28 protein-coding genes are annotated in these 24,977 nt (G+C 56.8%); 11 read left to right on the plus strand and 17 right to left on the minus strand.

The window, feature by feature from the left end; all coding sequences use genetic code 11:
* Nucleotides 1–5: 5 nt before the first annotated feature.
* The 3 genes from gatC to gatB are packed head-to-tail and all read left to right on the plus strand — an operon-like array spanning nt 6 to nt 3,228.
* Nucleotides 6–293: an Asp-tRNA(Asn)/Glu-tRNA(Gln) amidotransferase subunit GatC gene (gatC, locus tag ACYUCQ_RS13185; protein ID WP_460255009.1), complete on the plus strand. Its 288-nt coding sequence runs from the start codon at nt 6–8 to the stop codon at nt 291–293.
* Nucleotides 290–1,780 (plus strand): Asp-tRNA(Asn)/Glu-tRNA(Gln) amidotransferase subunit GatA, encoded by a 1,491-nt coding sequence (gene gatA, locus ACYUCQ_RS13190; RefSeq protein ID WP_460255010.1) that lies wholly within the window; start codon nt 290–292, stop codon nt 1,778–1,780. The genes gatC and gatA overlap by 4 nt, the downstream gene beginning before the upstream one ends.
* Complete coding sequence (gatB, locus tag ACYUCQ_RS13195; protein WP_460255011.1) at nt 1,777–3,228, plus strand: Asp-tRNA(Asn)/Glu-tRNA(Gln) amidotransferase subunit GatB; 1,452 nt, start codon at nt 1,777–1,779, stop codon at nt 3,226–3,228. The genes gatA and gatB overlap by 4 nt, the downstream gene beginning before the upstream one ends.
* Nucleotides 3,229–3,244: 16 nt before the next feature.
* Here gatB and fumC read toward each other — a convergent pair whose 3' ends face one another.
* On the minus strand, nt 3,245–4,699 hold the full coding sequence (gene fumC, locus ACYUCQ_RS13200) for a class II fumarate hydratase (RefSeq protein WP_460255012.1): 1,455 nt from the start codon (nt 4,697–4,699) through the stop codon (nt 3,245–3,247).
* Nucleotides 4,700–4,855: 156 nt separating this feature from the next.
* On the opposite strand from fumC, the gene ACYUCQ_RS13205 reads away from it, so the two are divergent.
* Nucleotides 4,856–5,593, plus strand: coding sequence for an SCO family protein (locus ACYUCQ_RS13205; protein WP_460255013.1), 738 nt, complete (start codon nt 4,856–4,858; stop codon nt 5,591–5,593).
* Here ACYUCQ_RS13205 and ACYUCQ_RS13210 read toward each other — a convergent pair.
* From ACYUCQ_RS13210 to ACYUCQ_RS13225, 4 genes are read right to left on the minus strand one after another with little or no spacing between them, the layout of a single operon-like run.
* Nucleotides 5,590–6,216 carry an SCO family protein gene (locus ACYUCQ_RS13210; protein ID WP_460255014.1) on the minus strand — a complete coding sequence of 209 codons (627 nt, stop codon included), beginning with the start codon at nt 6,214–6,216 and terminating at the stop codon, nt 5,590–5,592. The two genes, ACYUCQ_RS13205 and ACYUCQ_RS13210, sit on opposite strands and share 4 nt — an antisense overlap.
* Nucleotides 6,213–6,551: a c-type cytochrome gene (locus ACYUCQ_RS13215; RefSeq protein ID WP_460255015.1), complete on the minus strand. Its 339-nt coding sequence runs from the start codon at nt 6,549–6,551 to the stop codon at nt 6,213–6,215. The genes ACYUCQ_RS13210 and ACYUCQ_RS13215 overlap by 4 nt, the downstream gene beginning before the upstream one ends.
* Nucleotides 6,548–7,006: a copper chaperone PCu(A)C gene (locus ACYUCQ_RS13220; RefSeq protein WP_460255016.1), complete on the minus strand. Its 459-nt coding sequence runs from the start codon at nt 7,004–7,006 to the stop codon at nt 6,548–6,550. Before ACYUCQ_RS13220 ends, ACYUCQ_RS13215 begins: the two co-directional genes overlap by 4 nt.
* A 10-nt stretch (nt 7,007–7,016) precedes the next feature.
* On the minus strand, nt 7,017–8,201 hold the full coding sequence (locus tag ACYUCQ_RS13225; RefSeq protein WP_460255017.1) for an outer membrane protein assembly factor BamB family protein: 1,185 nt from the start codon (nt 8,199–8,201) through the stop codon (nt 7,017–7,019).
* 148 nt (nt 8,202–8,349) lie between these two features.
* Here ACYUCQ_RS13225 and ACYUCQ_RS13230 point away from each other — a divergent pair, with 148 nt between their 5' ends.
* On the plus strand, nt 8,350–9,879 hold the full coding sequence (locus ACYUCQ_RS13230; protein WP_460255018.1) for an ArnT family glycosyltransferase: 1,530 nt from the start codon (nt 8,350–8,352) through the stop codon (nt 9,877–9,879).
* On the opposite strand, the gene ACYUCQ_RS13235 is transcribed toward ACYUCQ_RS13230, so the two are convergent.
* The 3 genes from ACYUCQ_RS13235 to ACYUCQ_RS13245 form a co-directional block, all read right to left on the minus strand.
* Nucleotides 9,870–10,661 carry a sulfite exporter TauE/SafE family protein gene (locus ACYUCQ_RS13235; protein WP_460255019.1) on the minus strand — a complete coding sequence of 264 codons (792 nt, stop codon included), beginning with the start codon at nt 10,659–10,661 and terminating at the stop codon, nt 9,870–9,872. The genes ACYUCQ_RS13230 and ACYUCQ_RS13235 overlap by 10 nt on opposite strands.
* A 90-nt stretch (nt 10,662–10,751) precedes the next feature.
* Nucleotides 10,752–11,129: an ArsR/SmtB family transcription factor gene (locus ACYUCQ_RS13240; protein ID WP_460255020.1), complete on the minus strand. Its 378-nt coding sequence runs from the start codon at nt 11,127–11,129 to the stop codon at nt 10,752–10,754.
* Between the two features lie 11 nt (nt 11,130–11,140).
* The gene (locus ACYUCQ_RS13245; RefSeq protein WP_460255021.1) at nt 11,141–11,830 is read right to left on the minus strand and encodes a peroxiredoxin; all 690 of its coding nucleotides are present in this window, start codon (nt 11,828–11,830) and stop codon (nt 11,141–11,143) included.
* A 153-nt stretch (nt 11,831–11,983) separates the two neighbouring features.
* Here ACYUCQ_RS13245 and ACYUCQ_RS13250 point away from each other — a divergent pair, with 153 nt between their 5' ends.
* The 5 genes from ACYUCQ_RS13250 to ACYUCQ_RS13270 all read left to right on the plus strand — a co-directional run bounded on the left by ACYUCQ_RS13250 (nt 11,984) and on the right by ACYUCQ_RS13270 (nt 17,339).
* The gene (locus ACYUCQ_RS13250; protein WP_460255022.1) at nt 11,984–13,255 is read left to right on the plus strand and encodes an NAD(P)/FAD-dependent oxidoreductase; all 1,272 of its coding nucleotides are present in this window, start codon (nt 11,984–11,986) and stop codon (nt 13,253–13,255) included.
* Nucleotides 13,256–13,605: 350 nt separating this feature from the next.
* On the plus strand, nt 13,606–14,283 hold the full coding sequence (locus ACYUCQ_RS13255; protein WP_460255023.1) for a c-type cytochrome: 678 nt from the start codon (nt 13,606–13,608) through the stop codon (nt 14,281–14,283).
* Complete coding sequence (locus ACYUCQ_RS13260; RefSeq protein WP_460255024.1) at nt 14,280–15,140, plus strand: c-type cytochrome; 861 nt, start codon at nt 14,280–14,282, stop codon at nt 15,138–15,140. Before ACYUCQ_RS13255 ends, ACYUCQ_RS13260 begins: the two co-directional genes overlap by 4 nt.
* Before the next feature lie 26 nt (nt 15,141–15,166).
* Complete coding sequence (gene tetH, locus ACYUCQ_RS13265) at nt 15,167–15,970, plus strand: thiosulfate dehydrogenase (RefSeq protein WP_460255025.1); 804 nt, start codon at nt 15,167–15,169, stop codon at nt 15,968–15,970.
* The gene (locus ACYUCQ_RS13270; RefSeq protein WP_460255026.1) at nt 15,864–17,339 is read left to right on the plus strand and encodes an outer membrane protein assembly factor BamB family protein; all 1,476 of its coding nucleotides are present in this window, start codon (nt 15,864–15,866) and stop codon (nt 17,337–17,339) included. Before tetH ends, ACYUCQ_RS13270 begins: the two co-directional genes overlap by 107 nt.
* Nucleotides 17,340–17,446: 107 nt before the next feature.
* On the opposite strand, the gene ACYUCQ_RS13275 is transcribed toward ACYUCQ_RS13270, so the two are convergent.
* The 9 genes from ACYUCQ_RS13275 to soxC are packed head-to-tail and all read right to left on the minus strand — an operon-like array spanning nt 17,447 to nt 24,089.
* Entirely contained in the window at nt 17,447–17,878 is a 432-nt protein-coding gene (locus ACYUCQ_RS13275; RefSeq protein WP_460255027.1) for a DsrE family protein, read from the minus strand.
* Nucleotides 17,878–19,611 carry a thiosulfohydrolase SoxB gene (gene soxB / locus ACYUCQ_RS13280; RefSeq protein ID WP_460255028.1) on the minus strand — a complete coding sequence of 578 codons (1,734 nt, stop codon included), beginning with the start codon at nt 19,609–19,611 and terminating at the stop codon, nt 17,878–17,880. Before soxB ends, ACYUCQ_RS13275 begins: the two co-directional genes overlap by 1 nt.
* Before the next feature lie 57 nt (nt 19,612–19,668).
* A complete protein-coding gene (locus tag ACYUCQ_RS13285; protein ID WP_460255029.1) occupies nt 19,669–19,980 on the minus strand; it encodes a hypothetical protein in 312 nt (103 codons plus the stop codon).
* Nucleotides 19,977–20,828 carry a sulfur oxidation c-type cytochrome SoxA gene (gene soxA, locus ACYUCQ_RS13290; protein ID WP_460255030.1) on the minus strand — a complete coding sequence of 284 codons (852 nt, stop codon included), beginning with the start codon at nt 20,826–20,828 and terminating at the stop codon, nt 19,977–19,979. The genes ACYUCQ_RS13285 and soxA overlap by 4 nt, the downstream gene beginning before the upstream one ends.
* Nucleotides 20,829–20,879: 51 nt before the next feature.
* Nucleotides 20,880–21,191 carry a thiosulfate oxidation carrier complex protein SoxZ gene (soxZ, locus tag ACYUCQ_RS13295; protein WP_460255031.1) on the minus strand — a complete coding sequence of 104 codons (312 nt, stop codon included), beginning with the start codon at nt 21,189–21,191 and terminating at the stop codon, nt 20,880–20,882.
* A gap of 11 nt (nt 21,192–21,202) precedes the next feature.
* A complete protein-coding gene (gene soxY, locus ACYUCQ_RS13300) occupies nt 21,203–21,691 on the minus strand; it encodes a thiosulfate oxidation carrier protein SoxY (protein ID WP_460255032.1) in 489 nt (162 codons plus the stop codon).
* A gap of 29 nt (nt 21,692–21,720) precedes the next feature.
* Complete coding sequence (gene soxX / locus ACYUCQ_RS13305; RefSeq protein ID WP_460255033.1) at nt 21,721–22,074, minus strand: sulfur oxidation c-type cytochrome SoxX; 354 nt, start codon at nt 22,072–22,074, stop codon at nt 21,721–21,723.
* Between the two features lie 10 nt (nt 22,075–22,084).
* A complete protein-coding gene (locus tag ACYUCQ_RS13310; protein WP_460255034.1) occupies nt 22,085–22,855 on the minus strand; it encodes a c-type cytochrome in 771 nt (256 codons plus the stop codon).
* A complete protein-coding gene (gene soxC, locus ACYUCQ_RS13315) occupies nt 22,839–24,089 on the minus strand; it encodes a sulfite dehydrogenase (protein WP_460255035.1) in 1,251 nt (416 codons plus the stop codon). Before soxC ends, ACYUCQ_RS13310 begins: the two co-directional genes overlap by 17 nt.
* A gap of 257 nt (nt 24,090–24,346) precedes the next feature.
* Between soxC and ACYUCQ_RS13320 the strand changes: the two genes are divergently transcribed.
* On the plus strand, nt 24,347–24,940 hold the full coding sequence (locus ACYUCQ_RS13320; protein ID WP_460255036.1) for a methyltransferase family protein: 594 nt from the start codon (nt 24,347–24,349) through the stop codon (nt 24,938–24,940).
* Nucleotides 24,941–24,977: the final 37 nt, after the last annotated feature.

A 24,977-nucleotide genomic window follows, 5' to 3' on the forward strand; every position in this document is an offset into this window, starting at 1 on the left:
TGCCCATGTCGCTCGACCCCGCGACGATCAGTCGTATCGCGAAACTCGCCCGTCTCCGCCTTACCGACGCGGAGATTCCACGCCTGCAAGGCGAACTCAATGCAATTCTCGGCTATGTCGAGCAGCTCGCTGCCGTGGACGTTACCGGCGTCGAGCCGCTCTCAGGTGGCGCGCAGATGGCGCTGCGGCTGCGTGACGACGTGGTGACCGATGGCGCGATGCCAGAGCGGATTCTGGCTAATGCGCCGGACCGGATCGATAATTTCTTCGCTGTACCGAAGGTGGTGGAATGAACCCGCTCGATTGGACAATCGCTGAGGCGCTGGACGCCTTGGCAGCCCGGCATATTTCGGCGGTCGAGCTGACCCAAGCGCATCTGAGCGCGATCAGCGCCCTGAATCCGCGCCTCAATGCCTTCATCACCGAAACGCCGGACCTTGCGCTGCAGCAGGCGCGCGCCGCCGATGCCGCGCGGGCGGCGGGATCAGCGCCATCGTTGTCAGGTATCCCATTGGCGATCAAGGATTTATTCTGCACAGAGGGCGTGCGCACCACGGCTGGTTCCAAAATTCTCGAACCCTTTATCCCGCCTTATGACAGCACCGTTACCGCGCAACTCAAGGCGGCGGGTGCCATTACGCTGGGCAAGGCCAATCTCGATGAGTTCGCCATGGGCTCCTCCAATATCACCTCGGCCTATGGTCCGGTGGAAAATCCTTGGCAGCGCGCCGATGGCAAAAAATTGACGCCGGGCGGCAGTTCGGGCGGTTCCGCCGCCGCCGTCGCGGCGCGGATCGCGATGGGCGCGACCGGCACTGACACGGGCGGATCGATCCGTCAGCCGGCGTCCTTTACCGGCATTGCCGGGATCAAGCCTACCTATGGCCGCTGCTCGCGGTTTGGCATCGTCGCGTTCGCATCTTCGCTCGATCAAGCCGGGCCGATGGCGCGCACGGTGCAGGATTGCGCGATTTTGCTCGAAACCATGAGCGGTTTTGATCCGCGTGACAGCACCTCCGCCGAACGCGCCGTGCCTGATTTTCGCGCCGCGTGTTCGCGGGGCGTCAAAGGGCTACGCATCGGCATTCCCGCTGAATATCGGGTCGATGGGATGGACCCGACCATTGAAAAACTGTGGCAAGCCGGGATCGATTGGCTCAAATCGGCAGGCGCCGTGATTGTTGATATATCGCTGCCGCACACGAAATACGGCTTGCCTGTTTATTACATTGTCGCTCCAGCCGAGGCGTCCTCGAATTTGGCGCGGTATGATGGTGTGCGCTTTGGTGCGCGGGTTGAGGGTGATGATCTGATCGATCTGTATGAGCGCACCCGTGCTGCGGGCTTTGGCGCGGAAGTGAAACGCCGCGTCATGATCGGCACCTATGTGCTCTCGGCTGGCTATTATGACGCGTATTATTTGCGCGCGCAAAAAATTAGAGCATTGATTTTGCGCGATTTTCAGGCGGCTTTCGCGCAAGCAACCGGCGTTGACGCGATTTTGACGCCCACGGCCCCTTCCGCCGCCTTCGCTTTGGGCGAAAAAATGGACGATCCGGTAACCATGTATTTGAACGATGTCTTTACCGTGCCGGCTTCGCTGGCTGGTGTTCCTGCCATGAGCATTCCAGCGGGGTTGGACCCGGACGGTCTGCCGCTTGGCTTGCAGGTGATTGGCCGGCATTTCGATGAGGAAACCGTGTTCGCGGTGGCTGGCGCTTTGGAGGCGGCTGCGGGCTTCACCGCCCTGCCCGCTTTGCGCGGGAGTGCGGTCCGATGAGCTATGTCCTCACCGGCAAGACCGGCCCTTGGGAAATTGTGGTGGGTTTGGAAGTTCATGCCCAGGTGATTTCCCAATCCAAATTATTCAGCGGTGCCGCGACTGATTTTGGCGCGGAGCCGAACAGCCAGGTCAGCTTCATCGATGCGGGTTTTCCTGGCATGCTGCCAGTGTTGAACCGTGAATGCGTCGCACAGGCGGTACGCACTGGGCTGGGGTTGAACGCGACCATTAATTTGGTGTCGCGTTTTGACCGGAAGAATTATTTCTACGCGGATTTGCCCCAGGGCTATCAAATCAGCCAATTCGAGCATCCGATTGTTGGCACCGGCGCCATCGATATCGAACTCGACTCCGGCGAAACTCGCACCATCGGCATCACCCGCCTGCATCTGGAGCAGGATGCGGGCAAGAGTATGCATGATCAGAACCCGGAGAAATCGCTGATCGATTTGAATCGCTCCGGTGTGGCGCTGATGGAGATTGTCAGCGAGCCGGATATGCGCAGCCCCGAGGAAGCCGGGGCTTATTTGCGCAAGTTGCGGATGATCCTGCGTTATCTTGGCACCTGCGATGGCAATATGGATGAAGGATCGATGCGCGCCGATGTGAATGTGTCGGTGCGCAAAACCGGCGAAGCGTTTCGCACGCGCTGCGAGGTCAAGAACGTCAATTCGATCCGTTTCGTCATGCAAGCCATTGAAGCTGAAGCCTTGCGTCAAATCGATGTGTGGGAATCCGGCGAGAGCGTGCAGCAGGAAACCCGCTTGTTTGATCCGGCGCGGGGCGAAACCCGCTCGATGCGCAGCAAGGAAGATGCGCATGATTATCGCTATTTTCCCGAGCCGGATTTGCTGCCGCTGGTGCTCGATCAAGCCTGGATCGAGACATTGCGGGCGCAATTACCCGAGTTGCCGGATGCCAAGCGCGCCCGGTTGATCCGCGATTACGGGCTGACCCCCTATGAAGCGGCTATTTTTGTGCAAGAACAAGCGACTGCCGACTTTTTCGAGACGGTCGCCCGTGGGCGCGACGCCAAGCAGGTCGCGAATTGGATGCTGGGTGATTTCTTCGCTGGGCTTAACCGCACGGGCAAAACGATTGAGACCAGCCCGGTTCGTGAAGCTGACCTGGGGGCGCTGCTCGATTTGATGAGCGATGCGACGATCAACGGCAAGATCGCCAAGGAAGTTCTTGAAATTATGGTTGATACTGGTGAAAAACCCGCTGCGATCGTGGAATCGCGCGGGTTACGCCAGGTGACCGATACCGGCGCGATTGATGCGGCGATTGACCAGGTGATTGCCGCGCATCCGGATAAATTGGCCGAATATCAAGCCGGTAAGGAAAAGCTTTTCGGCTTTTTCGTGGGTCAGGTGATGAAAGCGATGCAGGGTAAGGGCAATCCAGCCTCGGTCAATACGGCTCTCAAGGCTAAAATTGGCTGAAGCCGCGCCGGGGCGGTTACGCGCCGGCTACGCCCTCGCCGACCATCGTGATCGGGTTCACCACGGCGTCAAATTGAGCGTCGGTGAGCAAGCCGGACTGGATGGCGGCTTCGCGGAGCGATAAGCCTTGCTGATGCGCCATATGCGCGAGTTCTGCCGCCTTATCGTAGCCGATGGCCGGCGTGAGCGCTGTGACCAACATGAGCGATTGTTCCAGCCCCTCGCTGATGCGCGCTTTGTTGAGCTTGGTGCCCGCGACGGTGTAATCGCGAAAACTGGCCATTCCGTCTGATAGTAATTGTGCCGCGCTCAGCACGTTATGAATGACCAGCGGGCGCATTACATTGAGCTCGAAATTGCCCTGCGCGCCGGCGAACGCAACGGCGGTGTCCAGCCCGATGATTTGGGTGGCGATCATCATCATCGCCTCGCATTGCGTGGGGTTGACCTTGCCCGGCATGATCGAGGAACCAGGCTCGTTCTCTGGCAGACGCAATTCGCCGATGCCACAGCGCGGGCCACTCGCGAGCCAGCGTAAGTCATTGGCAATTTTATATAAAACAATCGCGACATGGCGCAGCGCCGCACTGGCCGCGACCATGGCATCCAGGCCGCCGAGGGCTGCGAATTTGTTGGGCGCGGTAACGAAATCAAGCCCGGTCAGAGCCGCGATCCGTGCGGCGATGGCGCGGGAAAAGCCGCGCGGCGCATTCAACCCGGTGCCGACCGCCGTGCCGCCAGCGGCCAATTCGAGCAGGCCGGGCATGCAATAATCGAGTTGAGTGATCGCACCACGCAATTGCGCGGCCCAGCCGGACCATTCTTGGCCGACGGTCAACGGCACCGCATCCTGCAAATGGGTGCGGCCAATTTTCACCACCGACATCCAAAAATTTGCTTTATTTTCAATCGTTGCTGCCAAAGCGTCCGCAGCGGGCCGAACGTCACGGGTGAAGGCGAGAGCCGTTGCCACATGCATCGCCGTTGGCATGATGTCATTGGATGATTGGGCCATGTTGACGTCATCATTCGGATGCACTGGGCTTTTACTGCCCAGCGTGCCACCGAGAAGTTGGATCGCCCGGTTCGCGATGACTTCATTGACGTTCATATTGGTCTGCGTGCCCGACCCGGTTTGCCAAACCGGCAGCGGAAATTCGGCATCCAGCGCGCCAGAAGCCACTTCATCGGCGGCGCGAATGATCGCCATCGCCTTGTCATGGGCAAGAGCCCCGCGCGCGGCGTTCACCTCTGCAGCCGCCCGTTTGACGATACCAAACGCATGGTGCAACGCCACCGGCATGCGTTCGCTGCCAATGGCGAAATGGATCAGCGCACGGGCGGTCTGCGCGCCCCAATAGTGATCGGCAGGAACCGCGATGGTGCCCATCGAGTCCGCTTCGATGCGGCTCCCTGAGGCTTCAAGGCCCGGTGATGTCGGCGGGCTGCTCATTGCGCGTGTCTCGTTCATTCGCCGCTCCCAAGGGTACCCCGTCATGGCGCAGGGCAACGCCGCGTATTTCGCCGATCACGACCCTGCGTCCGGCTTGTTTTGCCAACGCTTGTTTTACCAACGCTTGTTTTGCCCCGGCTTGTTTTGCCAAAGCAAAAGGATCATGAGAACAAGATGCTATACGATTTTTTGAACGGCGTCACCTTCATCCCGGTCCGCTTCATCCGCCGTAATTTTCGATGGATCGCGGTGCTCGCGGCGCTCGGCGCGATCAACCCGGCCAGAGCGGCGACATCAGCGCCGCTGTTATCCCCAGAAGTGCCAGCCACCCAAATCGTTGTGCCGATCACCGGGCTTGCGCCGCCCTTGCGTTTGACCATGACCGATGCCAGCACCGGCAAACGGGTGACCGCAGCCGATTTTCGCGGCAAGGTGGTGATGCTCTATTTCGGCTACACCAATTGCCCGGATGTTTGCCCGGATACATTGGGTAAAATTCATCAAATCTTTCTGAAATTACAACAAAAATATCCTTCGGTCGCCGCCAAGACCGTGTTTTTGTTCGTCACGGTCGATCCCAAGCGCGATGGGCTGGCCCTGCTGCATCGCTATCTGGCTTTGTTTGATCCGCATATGATTGGCCTGCGCGGCGGGCCGAATGCGCTATACCGGCTGACGCGCCGCTACCGCGTGGTTGCCTCGGTGCATCCCTCGGCCAATCCTGAAAAATACCAGGTGACGCATTCAGCCTTGGTGTATGTGTTTGGTCTGCACGGCAATGCACGCTTCATTATCCCTGAGTTGGGGCTGAACCCGCATCCGGATTATGCCGCCTTGGTCAACAAGCTGCAGCAGCTTACCCAATCCAAGCAGCGCGACGGCCTGCTTACCGCCTTGGCGCGGTTCAATTAAATCGCGTCGGTGGTGATAGCGTGGCGCAGATCGCGGGTAATACCGGCAATATCAGGATGTTGAGCCGATAATCCTGCACAAATGAATTCTGCCTTGCCCTGTTGATTGAACACATACACGGCAGCCGAATGGGTCACGGTGTAATCGGCTGGGTTGGCGGAGGGATGCACTGCATAGTCGGCATGGAGCGATTGGGCGAAATGGCTGAGCTGCGTCGCGTTGCCACGCAGCCCCACCAATTCCGGCGCACCGAATAAATGCAGATATTTGGCGAGAATGGGCGCGGTGTCGCGCTCCGGATCAACGGTGACGAATAAAAACCGCAATTTTGGGCCATTGTCGCCCAGTAACCCAATGATTTTCAACATTTCAGCCAAGGTCAGCGGGCAGACATCGGGGCAATTGGCGTAGCCGAAATAAACCAAGGTTACGAAGCCGCGAAAATTTGCCTGCGTCACGATTTTGCCGGTCGCGACGTTGGTCATTTGAAATTGCAGATTGGGAAAATGCCCCCGCACCGAAACATCTTGCGGATTGAGCGTCCAGGCGTGATGGCAGGCGGCCAGCAGAGCGGTGGTGCTGAGCGCCAACCCACCGCGCCAGACCGTGCGCCTGGCGATCATGAGCCGGATTTCAGGGAAGCCAAATAGGCGGCGACAGCTTGGCGCTGGGTGGGGCTAAGATCACGGGCGATATTGGCCATCACGTAGTTTTTGCCCATTTTTCCAGCGGCAATCGCTTTGAGTGCGGCCAACGTGACCGCCGGATCAAGTCCCGCGAGACGTGGCGCGCCGATGGCAGGATTGCCCTGCAAATGGCCGCCATGACACGCCATGCAGGGCAATGCCCCTGATGCTGTGCCGTGGGCCATGATGGTGGCACCAAGCTGTATTTGTGAGGCGGGAGCGGCTGCCATCAGTGGCAAAGCAAGCCCGATCATCGCGAGCTGAGACCTCATGACTTTGCCGGATTTTGATCGGCACCATAGATTTTGAACGGTACGGTGAGATCCGGCGCGTCGCGGAAATGGAAAATTACCGGCACGGTTTGGCCAACCTGCATGGTGGGCTGCATGCACATGATATGGTAGTCGCCGGGCTTGAACTGAACGCGCCCGTGCGGCGGGATTGCGATGGAATGCACCATCACCATCCGATCGGTGCCGCTGTTATCCTCTGAGCGATGCAGCATGGCCATGCCGCAGGACGCCGCACTCACGCCGGTCAGGGTAATGGTTTTCGCGGTGTGATTATGCAGGGTTACGAAGCCGCCGGCTGGAATTTGCGCCATCAAATAGCGAAACCAGCCATGGCTCGCCGAGATTGGTGCAGGCGTTGCTGCGGCGGTACCCGCGCCGGCCAACGCCAGCATCGATCCAACCAACAATCCCGCCACGCAATTCTGTTTTCGCACTGCGATCTCCTTATCGTAAACCAACGACTTGACCTGCACTGCTCGCAACCACGATGGCACCATCAGCGGCGATTGGCTTGGTCAGCACAGCTGAGGTGTGATAGCGCCAACGCACGGTGCCTGTCATGGTCGAGATCGCCACAATCATGTGATCATCGACCTTAAAGACCACGTCTTTCCCCCATAGCAATGGCGCAGATTGCGGCAGGCCGTGCAGCCGAACGCGCCAAAGCAGCGCGCCGGTTTGCGGGTTCAACGCGATGGCATCGCCGGCGCGGTTTGCAACGATCAAGCGTTGCCCTTGTAAAACCGGCGGCGATATGGCGACATCGGCCATTCGATGCTGCCAAATCAGCTTGCCGGTGATTGCATTCAGCGCATAGACATGCCGGTCTTCGGAGACCAGATAAACACGCGAATCGCTGGCGATCGGGGCAAAATCGATCGGACCATTGGTGGCAAAACTCCAGAGCGATTTGCCGGTCGCGAGCGCATAGGCATGGACCGTTCCGCCACGATTGCCATCGATCACCCGGTCATTGACCACCAGCGGCGGCGCGACGAAGCTATATCCGGTTTTGGCGATCCAGCGCCGCGCGCCCGTGGCCGCATCCAAGCCATAGAGATCATCATCGGCCGAGCCAAACACCACCAAGCCCTGCGCCGTCGCGGGCTGGGTCAGTCGCGCACCATCGCTTTTGAACTGCCACAGCCGCCGTGAAGGCATGTTGCCCATCGGCGCAAAGGCATAAAGATCATGGCCATCGGTTTGCGCGAATACCAGATTGGCACCCAGCGTTGCGTTATGGCTGCACATGCATTGCGGCGGCTGGTTGCGGGTATATTGCCAGACTAAAGCGCCGTCTTTCGCGCTCAGCGCGCGCATGAAATGGGTAGCACCGATATCCGATGCGACAAAGACTTGGCTTTTGCTCACCGTTGGCGACACGGTGATCGCCCCTGCCGTCGCGTAGCGCCAAATGATCGCGCCGGTGGTTGCGTTCAGTGCAAAAACATTCGGCCCCTGGCTTTGGGTTGTGGTCAGGTAAACGCGGCCATCACGATAGCGCGGCGTGGCGTAAACCGGATGCCCGACGGGAGAAGACCACCTTATCTCCGGCGCCTTCGCCCACGCTACGGCTTGGTTGGCAGCCAGCAGAGCGATCAAAATCGCCAGCCTACTCTTCAATCGCATGCCACTCTTTAATCGCATGCCACTCTTTAATCGCATGATCGTTCCTATCTCTCGCCGACGTTTGACGCAAATATGCCTATCAATGAACATTACCCTATGTCAATGTTGAACACTTGACCCCGCGCTCTTCCTCGCCCATCCCGTGCCGATGACGAAGACCGCCCCTGCCCGCCTCGCGATTTGGCTAATCGCGCTTGCCACCTTATTTCGATTGATCCTCGCCATGGGCATGGGTCTCGGCATTGATGAGAGCTATATGGTCGCGGCGTCGCACCAATTCGCTCTGTCCTATTTTGATCATCCGTTCGTCTCTTGGTGGCTGGAACTCGCGATCCGGCGCGTGACCGGCTTGCAGACGCCTCTGATCGTGCGGCTGCCCTTTATCGCGGCGTTCGCGGGCACCTCATGGCTGATGGTTCGCCTGACCGATCGGCTATACGGCGCCCAAGCGGCGCTATGGGCGCTGGTGGCCTTAACAATTTCGCCGGTATTTTCGTTGGCTTTCGGCACCTGGGTGTTGCCGGATGGACCGCTTGATTTCTTTCTGCTCGCTTCCGTGCTCGCGATGGCCAAGGCGCTGGGATTGGCGCGGCCTGACGCCGGGGCGCAGCCCGATCCGAAATACTGGCTGGTTGCCGGTGTCTGCATTGGGCTGGCGATGGATTCCAAATATAATGCGGCGCTGAATTTGCTGGGTGCCTTGTTGTTCCTGGTGCTCGACCCGGCGGCGCGACGCCTGCTCGCAACATGGCGGCCTTGGGTGGCGTGCCTGATTGCCCTGATATTGTTCAGCCCCGTGCTGATTTGGAACGCGACGCATCATTTTGCCTCGTTCGATTATCAGGGCGGGCGGGCGGTCGGCTTTGGGTTTTATCCGCTGCGGCCCTTTATTGTTTGGGCCGGTGAAGCTTTGTTCGTGCTGCCGTGGATTTTCGTTCCCATGATTATTTTAATGATCGGCGGATTGCGCGCCAAAGCGGATCGACGCGCCCGGTTCTTGGCGACGTTGGCGGTGATCCCTGTGACGTTATTTTCAGTGGTCGCGCTCTGGTCCGCCCGCAAGATACTATACCATTGGGCAGCACCAGGCTATTTGATGTTATTTCCGTTGCTGGGCGCTTGGATTGCCGATCTTACCGCGGCCAAGCGGAACATTATAAGGCGCGTTGCCATTGGCTCCGCCGGGTTACTCGGCGGAGCCGTGCTGTTCATGGTGGCTGAACTCAATCTCGGGTTTATTCCAGGGTTCAACCGGCTGTTTGCGCTGGGTCATTCGCCCGATATCCAGGCCGTTGATTGGACCAGCGTGCGGGCCACCCTGATGCGCCGGGGCTTGCTGGATCAGCCGCATTTCGCCATCGCAGCGACGCGCTGGTTCAACGCGGGGAAGATCGGCTACGCGCTTGGCCCGGCGGTGAAAGTGACCGTGTTTGACAGCGACCCGCATGAATTTGCCTTTACCGTGCCGCCCCGTTCGCTGATCGGCGATAATATCCTGATTGTCGGCACCGAAGGCGCGACGAAGGAGCTGCAAGCGCAATATGCACCGCTGTTTCGCTCCCTCACGATTGGCAAGCCAATCATCATCCGTCATCACGGAACGAAGCTGTTACGGCTCCCGGTGCTCTATGGTCAGGATTTGCGCCGCTGGCCGCAACCGACCAAGCCTCAGAAATGAATCCCCACCGAATTGGCGCTGCGGTAAATCATGTAGGCAGCCACCACAAAAATCAGTCCAGCAAACACCCGGTTAAGGGCGGATCGGCGCGGCGCTAACGCGATAGCTGCGCGCATACCAAGAAAGCCGCCCAAAACCCCGCCACCGATAAATTCGGCGGCCACCAACCAGGCCACTTTCCCGGACAGTGAATAATTAATCGCCGTTGTTAGGCCGAACGTGCCGACCGAGAGCAATGATGAGCCAATGGCATAAATCATCGGCATGCCGGTGCTCAACAGCAAGCTCGGCACAATCAGAAAACCGCCGCCAATGCCAAAAAACCCGGATAAGGCCCCTGCCCCGAGCGCCGCGAGCGCAACCTGCACCGCCATCCGCTTGGTCAGTTCTTCCTGCGGCGTTGCACCGCTGACATGCGGCGCCGGTTTACGCCGCAACATCAAGATGCCAACAACCACCATCAGAATCGCGAAATAGAAAATCAATTTCTTGCCATCGAGCGCCTTTCCGATATTCGAGCCGACAAAAGCGCCAAGGACACCAACAATCGAGAAAATAATCGCACTTCGCCAAAACACGTTGCGTTTGCGCGCATGGCCGAAGAAATTAATAAAGGCGTTGGCGGACACGGCGAGCGCGCTGGTGCCGATCGCGCGATGCGGTGGCAAGCCAACCACATAGAGCATTAAAGGGGTCGCCAGGATCGAGCCGCCACCACCGATCAAACCCAAGGTAAAGCCAACAGCTCCGCCCGACAAAATAGCCAAAATGATCTGCTCCAAAGCAAGTCCCCCTGATCATTGTTATGCCAGCCAATAATTCAGTCTGGCGTTGGAGTGTTACGGTTCTATTGAAGGTTCGCGTGTTAGCTTCTAGGCCCGGATAATAGCGAAATGGGCGGCATGGTTGCGATGAGGCGATGGCGTCGGCTCGGCCTTCGAGCGTATCGCGGAGATTGTCGTATCACCAAAGCCGCTGGCTAAGGCTGCGATCAAACGATGGTGGGTGTCATCCGCCAGCCGATAGATCATCGCCCGCGAGTCGCGGCGCGCGCTGACCACGCCGGCATCACGCAATTCGGCAAGCTGCTGGGACAAATTCGGTTGGCGGATTTGCAACGTCGCCTCTAACTGCGCGACCGATTGCTCGCCATTCAGTAAATGCAGCGCAATCCGCAACCGCGTAGGGTTTGCCAAATAGCGCAGTGTCAAAGCCGCTTTTTCGATATCAAAGTTGTCTTTCAGTATCATTGGCCTTAAGGTCATTGGCCGTTGTGCTTTTTTGTTTTGCTCGGCGGCGTCGGTTTATCCCGTCCGATTCGACCGGTCCGGTAATACCAATCCGCCTCGCCGCCTTGATCAAACATGGCGTCTGCCGATTGTGGTGCGGGCAAAATAACGGCATCGCCCGGTTGCCAGCCTTCCGGCATCAGCACATGATGCGTATCACTCGCCTGCAGCGCGCGCACCAGCCGCAATAATTCGGCGACATTCCGGCCAATGGTCATGGGATACCACAAGATTGCGCGGATGATGCCTTGCGGATCGATGACATAGACGGCGCGCACCAAAGCGGTATCCGGGGCGTGGGGCGCAATCATGCCATAGCGTCGCGCAATTGCCATTGAGGGGTCTTCGATGACCGGAAATCCGATCGTCACGCCGAATTGCTGGTGAATACTATGCACCCAGGCCAAATGCGCGAACAGACTATCCACTGAGAGCGCGAGCAAATCGCACTCAGCGGCCTCAAATTCGCTGGCGAGTTTGGCAAAGGCAACAAACTCGCTGGTGCAAACCGGCGTAAAATCCGCAGGATGCGAGAAAAAAATCAACCATCGACCACGATACCCGGACAGGCTGCGCACACCCATCGTGGTTCGCGCCTGAAAATCGGGGGCGACATCATGCAATTGCGGCGGGTATAGGCTCGGCGACGACAACTCGCTCATCCAAATCTCCTGATCGTCACCGAACAGGGACTAAACACCCTGAACGGCACTATATTCTGCATATTTAAGCTAGACATATATACGTTTATTTGCAAGCATGCGCTACCGCGCCGCTTTGTGCCCGAAAATCATAAATCAAGGAGGATATCCCCTATGCCCAATCTGGCCGCCGATCACCAAACCGCCCCAACCAGAGCCCCCTATGATGTTTTGATTGTTGGCGGCGGTGCAGCGGGTATCACGACAGCCGCGATGCTGCGCAGTAAAATCAATGGCTCGATCGCGATCATCGAACCTTCGGAAACCCATGCCTATCAGCCGGGCTGGACCTTGGTGGGTGCTGGCGTGTTCAATCTCGGGCAGACCATCAAGAAAGAAGCCTCTCTGATTCCCAAAGGCGTTGATTGGATCAAGCAAGCCGCCGCGTCGTTCGAGCCTGATGATCATTGCGTCGTCTTGGCCGATAGCAGCCGGGTGACCTATCGCTATTTGGTGGTTTGCCCCGGCTTGAAGCTTGATTGGGACAAAATTGAGGGTCTGAGCGAGACGCTGGGCCGCAACGGTGTGTGCAGCAATTATCGTGGTGACTTGGCCGCTTATACCTGGGAATGCATCAAATCCTTCCAAGGCGGCACCATGATTTTCACCCAACCGCCCATGCCAATCAAATGTCCCGGCGCGCCACAAAAAATCGCGTATCTCGCCGCTGATCATTTGCGCAAAACTGGCAAGCGGGCGGCAACGGAGATCAAATTTTGCACGGCGCTCGAGACATTGTTTGGCGTAGCGTTTTTCGTGCCGGCGCTGAAGTCCGCGATGCAGGACCATCAAATTAACGTGAATTATAAAACGGTGCTGAAAAAGATCGATGGTCCAGCCAAAAAGGCGACCTTCGCGGTGACCGCCGCTGATGGCAGCGTCTCCGAGACGGTGCTGGATTTTGACATGATCCATGTCACCCCACCGCAATGCGCGCCTGACTTCTTGAAAGGCAGCCCGATTGCCAACGAAGCCGGCTTCGTCCAGGTTGATCAAACATCGATGCAACACGTCAAATATAAAAATATTTTTAGCCTTGGCGATGCGGCGAGCACGCCCAATAGCAAAACGGCGGCAGCCGTGCGCATGCAGGCCCCGGTGGTGGTGCGCAACCTGTTAGCGGCGATGCGCGCTGAGCAGGGTAGTGCAACCTATGATGGTTATGGCTCCTGTCCGCTCACCACCGGCTATGGCAAAATCGTGCTGGCGGAATTTACCTATGGCGGCAAAGTGACGCCGAGTTTCCCGCTCGATCCGCGGGTGCCCCGACTCTCTTCGTGGTTGTTGAAAACCAAGTTTCTGCCTTATCTATATTGGAACATGATGCTCAAAGGCAGCGAGTTTGATATTGGCCACAAGGAACGCCAATTCGCTGACGCGGCGTGACCCGGTCAGCGCGCACGCCGGATCGCGCATCCGGCGTGCGGCATAACCCATCGATAAACGTATCAACGAGTCGGAGGGCGCCTGGCTGCCAATTCATTCTCGTTGAAGAACAGGCCCCGTTCGTCAAAGCGCTGGGAACTAGGGCGTGGGCGAAATCGCCACCACCGGCGCCATCGGCGCCAACGCGGTTTGGCATGCGACGGGCCAGCGCGTTCGTGAGTTTCCGATCAACTTGCATCGGCGGCTCCGCCCCCACTAACGCGCGCATAGTCGCGCCCACGGGCTGATCAATTGCATTGTTGCAGAGATTGGAATATTAATCTCGACATCTTTTGCGCGGAGGAACATCCATGCGTCATTCAACCTCAAATCGGGTTCGCGTCGGTTTGGCCGCCGCTGGCGTTGCCGCTCTGCTCACCGGCGCCGCCGCGCCGCCGCAGGTGGCCACTTGTGCGAGCTGCCATGGTGCGAACGGGCTCGGCAATGCCCAAACCGGGTTTCCCGCCTTGGCTGGCCTGCCCGCCGCCTATTTGGAGCAGCAGCTATACAGCTTTAAACATGGTGGCCGGGTCAACGCGATCATGCAGTCATTTGCAAGCAAATTGACCAAGGCGGACCGAACCATCATCGCCAATTATTATACGAATCTGCCGGTTCCCCCCAAAGCAGAACCATCGCCCCTGCCCGCTGGTCCTGGCGACGATTTGGCAATCAACGGGGCTTGGCACCAACAGCTCAGCGGCCTGCCCTCCTGCGAATCCTGTCACGGTCCTTATGGCATCGGCGTTGGCGCCAATTTCCCGCGTCTCGCCGGGCAACCGAAGGCCTATCTCGCCAATCAATTGATCGCTTGGCAAAAAGGCAGCCGTTCCAATGATCCTTTGCATTTGATGCGCAATGTCGCAAGCAAGCTGAACGATGCGCAAATCGATGCCGTGGCCGGATATTATGCAGCCCTGTCCGCTAATCCAACTATTCTGCCCAAGCCCGGCGAGCCATCGCACGCAAATGTGAAAGGAGCAAAATGATGCGTCGTTTCACGCTGCTGCTAACACTACTTCTCGCTCCCGGCGCGGCCATTGCCGCACCCGCCACCGCTTTCACGCCGCCAGCTTACACGGCGATGCCAACCGGAAAATTTGGTGCTGCGGTCAAGCTCGGCGAAAATATTTTTCGCCACACGACAATCTACGGCAAGGGCATCATCGGCAATGGCTTGAATTGCAGCAATTGCCATCTGGATGCCGGTCGATTGGCCGGGTCCGCGCCGATGTGGGCAGCCTACACGGCCTATCCGGCGTATCGTGCGAAAAATAAGAAAGTGAATAATTTCGGCATGCGGTTGCAAGGCTGCTTCCGCTTTAGTGAAAATGGTAAAGTGCCTGCTCTGGACAGCAAAACCATTATCGCGCTGGAGGCTTATTCCTATTGGCTCGCCAAAGGCGCCCCTACCGGCGCCAAGCTGGCCGGGCGCGGCTATCCGGCATTGCCAGCAGCTCCCTTGGCGCCGAATTATGCCCGGGGTGCCGCCGTGTACAAAGCCAATTGCGCACTCTGCCATGAGGCCGACGGTGCGGGCCAATATGTGCGCGGACAAACAATGTTTCCGGCATTATGGGGCCCCAAATCCTTCAATTGGGGTGCTGGAATGGGCAGCATTAAAAACGCGGCCGAATTTATCCACGCCAATATGCCATTTGGCGCGGTCGGCACTCTGACACCCCAGCAAGCCTGGGACGTCGCGGACTATATTGATAGCCATAATCGGCCTCAAGATCCCCGATTTGTCGGCTCAATCGCGGCGACACGCACCAAGTTCCACAACAACAAGTTTTCGATGTACGGCGAAACCGTCAACGGCAAATTACTCGGCGCCAAGCCATAATGGCTTTAAACCAGAAAGGATGTCCCATGACCGACTCACCTGAAATCTCGCGCCGCACCGCGATAGCACTGCCGGCGGCTGGCATTGGCATCGCGGCGGTAGCGAGTGCGATGTCGCCGATCGGCGTGGCGCAAGCCGCCAGCACAAACGACACGCTGATCCCCGCTCAGGGCACCAAGATCCGCGCCCTAGCAGCAGCTTTGGCCAAAGCGCCGCGTCGGCGAAACTTCAAGACCGTGCCAATGATTTTGACCAGCGCCGACCAGTATGACAGCGAGGCATTACATTTGCTGTTCAGCTATGAGGGCGGGCCGAAGCAAGTTTGGGACAACACGGCCCTCGAAAGCCCGTGGCTCAATTTGATGCGCAACTCGATGAATGCGCAAATCTGGTCCTGGAAACACCCCGATTTTATCGCCGTTTCCGCAACCCATGGCACAGCGCATCTCGCTTTGTACGATGCCTATATCTGGGGAAAATATCTTACTGCGTTCACCGGCGGCAAGATCAAAGCCAATAGCTGGATCGAAACACCGGCTGCGGCCAAGGCAAACCCTGCTGACTATAACGATCCGACCGGTGTTTTCTCCCCGCTCGATAACAGTATTGCGGTGTTGCAGCGTCGTGGCGTGGTTTTTTGCGCGTGCCATAACGCTGTTTGGGAACTTACTTCGGCTGTGCTGAAAAAAGGCATAAATCCTGACAAGCTGAGCCATCCCGAGATTGCGGCTGAATTCACCAACCATCTCATTCAAGGCGCCGTGCTCACACCTGGCGTCGTCGGCACGATCCCGCAATTGCAGCTCGCCGGCTATCATTACGCGAAATAAGTCGGCAGCACAGTCCAGGAAACAGAACATGATAGTCAAAAAAACATTGCTCGCCAGCGCTGCTCTTGTGGCTGCACTCACCACCACGGCGTTCGCGGGCAACACGCCCGCATCATGGCCGATGTATGCGCTGCAACCCAGCCATAACGCGGCCTTCACGTCAGACTTTCCGGCTGTTTCCTGGACTTTTCAGGCACCAGGGGCCGCTGCGGCGCGCCAAGCGGTGCATAATAACACCATCATCCGTGATTTGGTCGGCTTTCCTATCGGTGTCGCGGTGGCGAATGATGCGGTCTACGCACCCAACGATAATGGCTATCTCTACAAATTGGATGCCAAAACGGGCAAGTTACTTTGGTCATTCAACGCCTATAATCAATTGATGACCGTGCCTGTGGTCGCCACCGCTGCCGGTAAAGAGCTAGTGTTTGTCGGTGCTGGTAATTCGGTATTTGCCTTTAGCCACGCGAAGAAATTCGCAACCAAAGGCGCTCAGGTGATCCGAGGTACCGACGTATCGGCCATTGACGCGATTAATGCACAAACCGGCGCGCTCGTCTGGAGCTTTAAAACCAAGGGCGAAGATATGCCCAGCGCCGTGTTTGATCGGGGCTTGTTGCTATTTGGCAATGGTGATGGCCATGTCTATGCATTGGATGCGGCAACCGGCGCTCTGAAATGGAAAACGCCGATTAAGTCGTTTGTTAGCATGTCCTCCGCCGCGTTCGATCCCAGACAAAATATTGTGATCATGGGCGGCACCCATCCGAGTGACATCGTGGCCGTAAACGCCGCGAGTGGCAAATTGCTCTGGCGCGTGCATCCGAAAAATATCTTCTCCAGCAGCGGCGGTGATGGTACTTGGGCGGTAACTGGCAACGAAACAATCGGACAAATCGAAACCCGCACCGCAACCGAGACCAAAAATTCCTCGTCCGAGGAGTTGGCGATTGATATCGCCACCGGCAAAATTCTTTGGTCGGTCAATCTTGGCACCGGCAAATCACCGCCTCGTAATAAGGACGCAGTTCCAGCGATCGCCGCTAGCATAATCTACACCGGCAGTCCGGTGACCCATCAGGAATATGCGATTGATGCCAAATCCGGAAAAATCCTGTGGCACACCCCGCTGAAAGTCGGCATGAAGGCCGCCCCGACGATCGTTGGCGCCGACATCATTCAACCGACGGCCAAAGGCGCGATCATCACTCTCGATAAAAAGACCGGCAAAGTCTTGAACAATATCAATTTCAAGCAGGGCGGCTACGGTCCGCAAAATGGCGATGTGGTGGGCAACACCTACTTCATCGGCACGAATGCTGGATATCTTCAAGCCATTCCGCTCACCAAGCTAGCCGTGAGTCGCTGATCGGCTTTCCGCGCCTCACCCACCCGCCGGGGGTCAACGTATCGACCCCCTGGCGGCTTGGAGCAATGACGTTAATGGCGAGCCTAGGTTTTAGAGCCAGTCAATCCTTAGGGCCGAACGAGGATATAGCCGCGCTTAACCAGTTGCATAATGCGCACCACCCCGAACGGCACTTTTTTTGCGATCGGGTTCAGCAGCGGCGTCTTACCGGTTTTACGGGTGATGGTGTTGATTGTATTCATACAAACATCGAATTGAACGCCCTGTGCGGCCAAACTATTGACCCGCACTCGCAGAGCGCTATCGGCAAACAGTAACGATACCCCTGGTCCAAAGGCGACAACGACAATCGAAACCGTATCAGGATAGGCTTTCAGCACCGCATTCGCGTTATTTAGCACTTCCTTTTGTTTGGCTGGTGTCGCATCGGAAAGTTGCAGCACCAATTTATGGGTTGCAAACGGGTTTTTGCCGGCCCACGCGGCAACTGGCGATAGCGCGAGCGCAACACTGCCTAAAACGGCGAAACGACGGTTCATTAGGTTTCGTAGCCGGGATTGTGCTCTATGCCAACTAGTTTCACCTGATTCGGCTTGGCGACTTTCACCACTTTATGGCGGCGCAAATTGCTCGCAACCACATCCCAAATCGGTTTGCCGTTCTGCGGCAGGCTAACCGACGCCCAACTGACCACTTTATAGGATTTATTCGCCTCGACCGGCTTGCCGCTATCGAGCACCATGTTGGAAATCCGATGCCCAATCAGCTTGGCCGGCGCGCAAGCGTAGTTCATACCACCGACGCGGATCATATCACCGCCTTGCTGGTAATATGGATCGGGGTTGAACAAATTATCGCAGACATCTTCCATCATCGCCTTGATCGCACTGCCCGTCATCATTGACGTATAGGCCATCGGATAGGTGATCGCGGTTTCGCTTAGCAAATCGCCCATCGTGAAGGGCGAGCCGGGCAAGAACGAATTTCCCCAGCGAAATCCGGGCGAGAAGGCGATTTCAGCATCCATCTCCTCGCGCGCGGCATTCATAATCACCTGATCGACCGAACCGTAGAAATTATTGCGCCGATACAGCAGTAACTCGGTATCAGCGAGTTTTTCGGACAACATTTTCTGATAGGGCGCTTCAGATTTCTCAATGGCAGCGCTGACCGCCGCGTCAGGCTTGATCATATCGGTGTAAATCGGCAGCAATTTATAGTGTAAATCGCGTAATTTACCCTTGGCCAAATCAAGATCAAGCACGGCAACAAACTTACCCGCGGTCCCTGCATTGGTAACAATGGTGGTCCCGCCCGGATTTTTCACCAAAACCGGATGCGGCACCGCGTCATGCGTGTGACCGCCCAAAATAATATCAAGCCCGGTCACGCGCGATGCCAGCTTGAGATCGACCTCCATGCCATTATGCGACAGCAATAGAACAGCATCGACCTTATGTGTCTGACGAAGCTCGTCGATCATTTTTTGCATGTGCGATTCGTGGATGCCAAACCGCCAATCGGGCACGAACCGACGCGGATGCGCAATTGGCACATAGGGGAATGCCTGACCGATCACGCCAACCCGATATGCACCGAGCTCGCGAATAATATAAGGCTCAAACACCTGACCGGTTTGCGTGTTGAAGGCCGGCTTGCCGGTCATGCCGGCTTCAGCGGAGAGAAAAACGTTTTGGGCAATGAACTTGCCATGAAACGTCTTGATAATGTTCTCGACCCCCGCTTCGCCATAGGTGAACTCCCAATGACCGGTCATCGCATCAATGCCGAGCATATTACCCAGCTCAACCATGCTCAGACCCTTGGTGAGATTAGCCACCCCGGTGCCCTGACACAGATCGCCACCATCGAGCAGCAGCGATTTGCCAGGGCCAGCCCCCGCGCGCAACTGATCGATCACGGTCTTTAGATGCGCAAAGCCGCCAAGCGGGCCATATTGATGCGCAAGCTTAACAAAATCGAGGAAAGTATAGGCGTGCGCATCGCGGGTGCCTTGCTTCATATCGTAATGCTTAAGGAAGGCATGCCCAACGAAATGCGGGGCGTGACCTTCCGCAGCACCCACGCCGATATTCTGCGAGGGTTCACGAAACTGCACTGGTCGTGCTTGGGCATGGGTATCGGTCTGATGAATGATCCGCACGCTGCCCTGCATCGGCACGTCATACGGATCAGACGCTGAAAATGCGAAACGGGGCAACAAAGCCGTGGTGCCCGCAGCAACCATAACTGCGCGTCTTGTAGCCTTCATCGAGACATTCCTTGGCAACGAGGCCGGATACGTCCCGGCCTCATGATTTAACCAAACTTACTTGACGACTTCGTTGACCCAAAGCTTCTTTTGCACTGTGGCCTGCTGGATCGACAAATTAGCGAGCGTCTCCGCCGTCATCGCCTTGGATTGCGCTAGGGCAAAATCACCCTTGGCCTCAGCCGCCTTGGCCGCTTTGAATGCGGCCAATGTCGCCAACCATTGATCATTCATGCCTTCGGCAATTTTGATCCGCGCAGCTGCGCTGGAAATCGCCTTGGCCGCAACCGCTTTGCTCGGCCCGCCCGCTTGGGCCAGGAACGGCATCAGAACCAGCGCCACCCCAGCCGCCATCAGTGTTTTTCTCATGGCCGCGCTCCCGGGCCGGAAACCGGCAACCCATTATCCATATAGGTCAAGAAATAGGCGAGATCACGATACGCCGCACTGTCAGGCTTCGCTGGCGCCGAATGAACCTTCTTGTTGCAACCAATGAAGCGCCGCACCAGCGTGCCCATATTGCCCCATTTTGACCGATAGAGCGGAAATGCAGCCGTCATACCCAAAGCCGGTGCCAACACGTTGCCCCGTAAATGCATCCCCGCCTCTTGCACATGACAGCTTGCGCAAGAGAAGTTCAATTGGCCGCGCCGCGAATAAAAATACTCCTTACCCGCCTGATAGGCTGCCAATGCCTTCGGATTATTCGGCACGACAACATTGATCGGCTTACCGTCCGACGTTGAGGTCATATAGGCCAAAATATCGGCCATCGGCCCGGTGGTCAGTTTCAGCTTCTTCAAACCATTCGCGACCCGGCAACGATTAATCGCAATGCCAAGCGTGACGACGCGGCCGGTTTTCGCGTCAAACATCGGGTAGTTTTGCGCTATCCCGATGCCACCATTCGGAAAACACGAGGCATAATCCTTGCCATTCGGAAACTTGGCATTGAACAAAGATTTGCCGGTATCGAGAGCAAATTGATAGGGCGGAAACTCCATGATCTGCTTCCACTGATCGGCTTCCGACTTGCTGAAATTATACGGCCCATTCACATAGGCTGCCAACGGCACATTGGGAAAGCGCTTCAGGAAATAACCCTGAAACGCCTTCAAGTCCGCCTGCGGATTAATCGGCGCCGCCGCGCGCGCCGAGGCCAGCGGCCCAAACAGCGCGAGCGAGGCACCCATCAGTGCCATTATAAAGAATTTCATCGTTGCTCCCTCCCTATCGCCCAACCCGCCCTGATCTCGGGCGGAGTGAACTCACATAATATTCGAGCTGACGTTGGCTTTTTCGCCTTTGTTGTCGACCCAGGACACGCCGATCGGATCGCCCGACTTGCCGCCCTTAAAGGAGAATTTGATGAACGGATTTTTGGAAACCGCCGGCCCCCAATAGCCTGTTAGCACCACTTTACCCGCATGGGTGAATTCAATGACTTCGATATAATGCGCCGGGATGATCTTGCCCGCCTTATCCTTCACGAAGCCGGAATCCATCGGATGCTTGACCAGCGCTTCAACCGTGGTAACGCCGCCGGCGGTGGACGCATGAATAAGAATTTGATGTGCCATTGATCTGCTCCTTAACCGCAACCGCCGAGAGTGACTTTAACCGGCTTTGACGTGCTATATAATTTGCCGCCCGACTGCACGACCGCGACCACTTTGGTGGTCTTGGCGAGCTTTAAGCGGCTCGAAATGCCCGGGTTGGTGCCAGCCGGAATTTTATAGGCTGCTGCCATGGTGAACGGATTATCGATCGCGAGCAGCGCCACAGCGGTCACGTTGGGCAAGCTCGAATCAACTGTCACCGGCACCACCGCGCCATTTTCAGCAATATCAGGAGCGCCCATTTTAACATCGGCCGAATGCGTCGGCGCTGCGCCATACATCAACTTAAGCGCAGCCGTTTCCGTGGTCTGCGCAAACGCCTTGGCCGGATAAGACGCCGCGTCGGCAACATCCGCCGCCTGGGCGATCCCGGTCAAACCTCCTGGCGCCACCGCAAGAGCCGCAGCCCCCGCGGCCGCACCGAGCAGCACCTCACGCCGACGTGGCGAAAATTTCGTCATTGATGGAATATGTGTCACTGTTTCCTCGCTTACTTGGTGTACATGAAGTCGATAACGTCGTTGATCTGCTCCGGCGACAAAATATGATTTTTGCCAAATGCCGGCATCACGGTTTGAGGATTGCGCGCTTCCTCATCATAGATGATCGCATAGAATTCCTTACGGTTTGGAACCATGGACTTCACGTCTTTCAACGCAGGCCCAACATTTCCCGCCTCGGTTGCGCCCGTAAACATGTGGCATGCATCGCAATTACCCAGCGTCGTCGTCTCGGCAATTTTTTGCCCTGCAGCAATTTGAGCCGGCGTTGCGGCCTGACTGATACCGACCGCACTGAGCCCCGCCAATAGCGACAGACCCAACAAGGATGCGCGCAAATTCATAACGTCCCCCTCATTTGCCGTTCTTCATATGGTCCACCGGACCGGTCAGATGCGGCGTCAAATTCATCGTTACGGCGTTGGACGTGATCTTCGGCGTGCCAGACTTCACACAATTATTCATGCAAGCCACGTTATGCGTCACTGGCCTCGGATCTTTCCAATTCCACCCATTGCGATCGGGCATTTTCACATCGGCAACGCTTTGCGCGTTGGCCACGAAGTTCGAATGCACAATCCCATTCATATTTAGCAGATACGCGGTCAATGCATAGACCTGATCGGGCTTTAACGTATGGGGCGCATAGAATGGCATCGCCCGATTGATGTAATCCCAAACCGTGTTGCTAAACGGCCAGTAACTGCCGAGCGTTTTGGTCTGCGTTGCGGTCTTGAGTGAACCAACGCCACCAACGAGTTGCGGATAGCCATTTTTTCCCTCAGCGAACGTGCCATGGCACATCGCGCAATCTTGGCCGTAAAGCTTTTCACCCTGGGAAACCGTCCCCTGCCCTGGCGGCAAACCCACACCGTTCGGATAAACCGTGATCGTCCACCCAGCGACTTGCGCCGGCGTCGGCGTTGTCCCGATTTTATAAAACCCTGGCGGATGAGCAGGTTTTTTCATCGGGTGCTTGCCGAAATCGGTGGCCTCGGCTTTCCAGGTGCTCAGGTAATTAGCCGGGATCGGCGCCGGTTTGAACGGTGGTGCCGCAACCGCAACACCAACACCAAGTCCGATCACAATAGTTGCGCCAACAGCGCGATTAAGAAAGCTGGACATTATTCACCTTTCCATTGGCCAGAATTTGCCAAGTCTGGATCGAATTATTCTCATAAACCGGGTCATGGCCCCAGAATTTATGTTTTTGCACAATCGTCGGTTGGACATAGCCCGTCTCGTCCGTCACCCGCGATTGAATGAGAGCCGGTCTGCCATCCCACTGCCAGGGGAACGTAAAGCGCGTCAGGCATTTAGACAGGATCGGTTCGTCCAGCTTCGCCGGCCGATAAGTCTTACCGCCATCCACCGAAACATCCACGCGCTTCACCTTGCCACGACCACTCCAGGCCAAGCCACGAATTTCATAGAAACCCGGCCCACCATCCAGCGGTTTTTCTGGGCACGGAAAAGTGATCACCGACTTCGCGTCCATCACCCAAGTAAAACCCAACGCCTCGCCCGAAGGCAGTAACTCGCTATATTCGCTGGTTTCTTCGCGGGTAATCGCCGGAATCTTACTGACCTCAATCTGACGCAGCCATTTAATATTCACATTGCCCTGCCAGCCCGGGACCACCAAGCGCACCGGATAGCCTTGTTCTGGTCGCACCGCCTCGCCGTTCTGCCCGTAAGCGATGATGCAATCATCGAGGCATTTCCACAGCGGCAGCGAGCGGTCCATATGCGCGCCATCCGAACCCGAAGCCACAACCCAGCGCGCATCCGGTGCAACCCCAGCCTCGTCCAGCAAGGTCGATAATTTTACCCCGGTCCATACCGAGCAGCCGATCATGCCGTGGGTTAGTTGTAACGAATTAACCTGCGCCGCAGGCCACTCCGTCGCGCCATTGGCGGGACATTCAATGAAATGGATGTGCGAAACCGATGGGAACCGCATCAAATCATTCAGCGTCAACAGCAACGGCTTGCGCACCATCCCTGAGATCATCAAGCGATATTGATCCGGATTAATTGTCGGTCGGCCCGCATGATAGCGCTCAAAAAATAGCCCGTTGGATGTGATGATCCCGGGCTGATCCTGCAGTGGCGTAAAACTGGCATCGGCATCGCGCGTCGGCGATAGCCACGGAATATAGCGCCGCACCACATTTTTCTCGTAGCGCGATGGCTGGCCATAGGGCCGCGAATCCACACCATGGCCCAGTGAATTCGACCAGCTATTATCCGCTGGTGGCGCCGTCGGCGCGCCTGCAGCACGGGCCGATGCGGCAATCATCGATGCGCCCGCTGCGGCACCGAACTTAAACATGTCACGGCGATTTGGTTTGGTCATTTCCCCTCGATCATCTTTATAAAGGCGCTTATCACGACGACCGACGGTGCTGGACGACGCCTTCGGCCAAAAACTTATAAACTTAGGTCTATTACGTATGACGAATATGTCAAGCCAATTTCATGTTCAATTCAGCGTTGGCTGCTCACCGCTATGCGATTTCATCCACAGACACAAAACCTTATCTGCTTTATTGGTTAAGAGATAATGAATTCATCCCCAATCAGTCGCCCACTCAACCCATCCGTGGCCCAATCATGACCAGCCTGTTCATCCCCATGGCACTCTATGGCGCTTTATGGGTTAGTTTTGGTCTCGGCCACAGTTTTTTTGCGGCGTCGCCGGGTCGATCCTGGCTGCGCCGAATCGCGGGCAACCGAGAACGCCTTGTGTATAACGCGATTGCGCTGCTTCATCTGATCATTGTGCTGGCCCTTGGCGCCATTCTATTCGCAGGACACGCGCCGTTTCACCGGCCGATTCTGCTTCGTGCCTTGATGGATGGCCTCGTTTTGCTCGGTGTGATTATCCTGTATCGCGCCGGCAAATCCTATGACCTCGCCCGATTTCTCGGCCTGACATCGCCAGCGACAATGGAGCCTCTGGCCGTCAGCGGCATGAACCGAATTGTGCGGCATCCGCTTTATCTCGGCTTGATTTTGCTGCTGCTCGGCCTCTGCACAACGCCACTAAGCCTCGCCACCACCATTTTCGCGGTGATCTATATCCTGATCGGCATCCGCTTCGAAGAACGCAAACTGGTCCAGATATATGGTGCCGCCTATCAAACTTATTGTGCTGAGGTTCCCATGCTCATCCCGCGTTGGAATCGACTGCCCAGTGCGCCGTGACAACCCCTTGACTTTGAGATATATTTTATTTATCAAA

The organism is Acidiphilium sp. MT5 (assembly GCF_054767495.1).

Coding starts and splice junctions, on each gene's coding strand:
- ACYUCQ_RS13250 (WP_460255022.1), top strand. CDS start 11,984: ATGCCCAATCTGGCCGCCGATCACCAAACCGCCCCAACCAGAGCCCCC.
- ACYUCQ_RS13240 (WP_460255020.1), bottom strand. CDS start 11,129: ATGATACTGAAAGACAACTTTGATATCGAAAAAGCGGCTTTGACACTG.
- ACYUCQ_RS13210 (WP_460255014.1), bottom strand. CDS start 6,216: ATGATCGCCAGGCGCACGGTCTGGCGCGGTGGGTTGGCGCTCAGCACC.
- ACYUCQ_RS13215 (WP_460255015.1), bottom strand. CDS start 6,551: ATGAGGTCTCAGCTCGCGATGATCGGGCTTGCTTTGCCACTGATGGCA.
- soxX (WP_460255033.1), bottom strand. CDS start 22,074: ATGAATTTGCGCGCATCCTTGTTGGGTCTGTCGCTATTGGCGGGGCTC.
- ACYUCQ_RS13260 (WP_460255024.1), top strand. CDS start 14,280: ATGATGCGTCGTTTCACGCTGCTGCTAACACTACTTCTCGCTCCCGGC.
- gatB (WP_460255011.1), top strand. CDS start 1,777: ATGAGCTATGTCCTCACCGGCAAGACCGGCCCTTGGGAAATTGTGGTG.
- ACYUCQ_RS13320 (WP_460255036.1), top strand. CDS start 24,347: ATGACCAGCCTGTTCATCCCCATGGCACTCTATGGCGCTTTATGGGTT.
- ACYUCQ_RS13225 (WP_460255017.1), bottom strand. CDS start 8,201: ATGCGATTGAAGAGTAGGCTGGCGATTTTGATCGCTCTGCTGGCTGCC.
- ACYUCQ_RS13245 (WP_460255021.1), bottom strand. CDS start 11,830: ATGAGCGAGTTGTCGTCGCCGAGCCTATACCCGCCGCAATTGCATGAT.
- soxY (WP_460255032.1), bottom strand. CDS start 21,691: ATGACGAAATTTTCGCCACGTCGGCGTGAGGTGCTGCTCGGTGCGGCC.
- gatA (WP_460255010.1), top strand. CDS start 290: ATGAACCCGCTCGATTGGACAATCGCTGAGGCGCTGGACGCCTTGGCA.
- ACYUCQ_RS13255 (WP_460255023.1), top strand. CDS start 13,606: ATGCGTCATTCAACCTCAAATCGGGTTCGCGTCGGTTTGGCCGCCGCT.
- fumC (WP_460255012.1), bottom strand. CDS start 4,699: ATGAACGAGACACGCGCAATGAGCAGCCCGCCGACATCACCGGGCCTT.
- soxA (WP_460255030.1), bottom strand. CDS start 20,828: ATGAAATTCTTTATAATGGCACTGATGGGTGCCTCGCTCGCGCTGTTT.
- soxC (WP_460255035.1), bottom strand. CDS start 24,089: ATGACCAAACCAAATCGCCGTGACATGTTTAAGTTCGGTGCCGCAGCG.
- ACYUCQ_RS13310 (WP_460255034.1), bottom strand. CDS start 22,855: ATGTCCAGCTTTCTTAATCGCGCTGTTGGCGCAACTATTGTGATCGGA.
- ACYUCQ_RS13285 (WP_460255029.1), bottom strand. CDS start 19,980: ATGAGAAAAACACTGATGGCGGCTGGGGTGGCGCTGGTTCTGATGCCG.
- soxZ (WP_460255031.1), bottom strand. CDS start 21,191: ATGGCACATCAAATTCTTATTCATGCGTCCACCGCCGGCGGCGTTACC.
- soxB (WP_460255028.1), bottom strand. CDS start 19,611: ATGAAGGCTACAAGACGCGCAGTTATGGTTGCTGCGGGCACCACGGCT.
- ACYUCQ_RS13205 (WP_460255013.1), top strand. CDS start 4,856: ATGCTATACGATTTTTTGAACGGCGTCACCTTCATCCCGGTCCGCTTC.
- tetH (WP_460255025.1), top strand. CDS start 15,167: ATGACCGACTCACCTGAAATCTCGCGCCGCACCGCGATAGCACTGCCG.
- ACYUCQ_RS13230 (WP_460255018.1), top strand. CDS start 8,350: ATGACGAAGACCGCCCCTGCCCGCCTCGCGATTTGGCTAATCGCGCTT.
- gatC (WP_460255009.1), top strand. CDS start 6: ATGTCGCTCGACCCCGCGACGATCAGTCGTATCGCGAAACTCGCCCGT.
- ACYUCQ_RS13275 (WP_460255027.1), bottom strand. CDS start 17,878: ATGAACCGTCGTTTCGCCGTTTTAGGCAGTGTTGCGCTCGCGCTATCG.